Origin of the sequence: Arthrobacter sp. SIMBA_036 (genome assembly GCF_046535135.1) — a bacterium.
Taxonomy (GTDB): Bacteria; Actinomycetota; Actinomycetes; order Actinomycetales; family Micrococcaceae; genus Arthrobacter.
In genome coordinates this window covers 1-256 of record NZ_JAWRXG010000302.1, presented here as the reverse complement: position 1 = coordinate 256, position 256 = coordinate 1, and the positions used below count along the sequence as shown (strand labels likewise).

At 43.0% G+C, this 256-nt stretch carries 1 protein-coding gene; it reads left to right on the top strand.

The annotated features are described in order from the left end of the window. On the top strand, positions 1–256 hold a 256-nt coding region (locus SB659_RS19970), incomplete at both ends, for a hypothetical protein (protein WP_410551677.1).

Sequence of the window (256 nt, the reverse complement as noted above, 5' to 3'; positions counted from 1 at the left end):
GAAATAATGCTGAATCTAATGGTTTTCAGTCAACAGCAATCGGGTATAAGGCAAAAACAACGAAAAATGAATCAACGGCCATCGGGAATAATTCTCAGGCGGGAGGCTTTCAGTCAATAGCATTAGGATTTAACGCAAAGACGAATTCCAACAGTGAAACGGCTTTAGGGTATAATAGTGTAACGAACAACGAAAATTCTACGGCTCTGGGCTCAGGCGCCAGTGCATTGGGACAGTTTTCTACTGCGGTAGGATA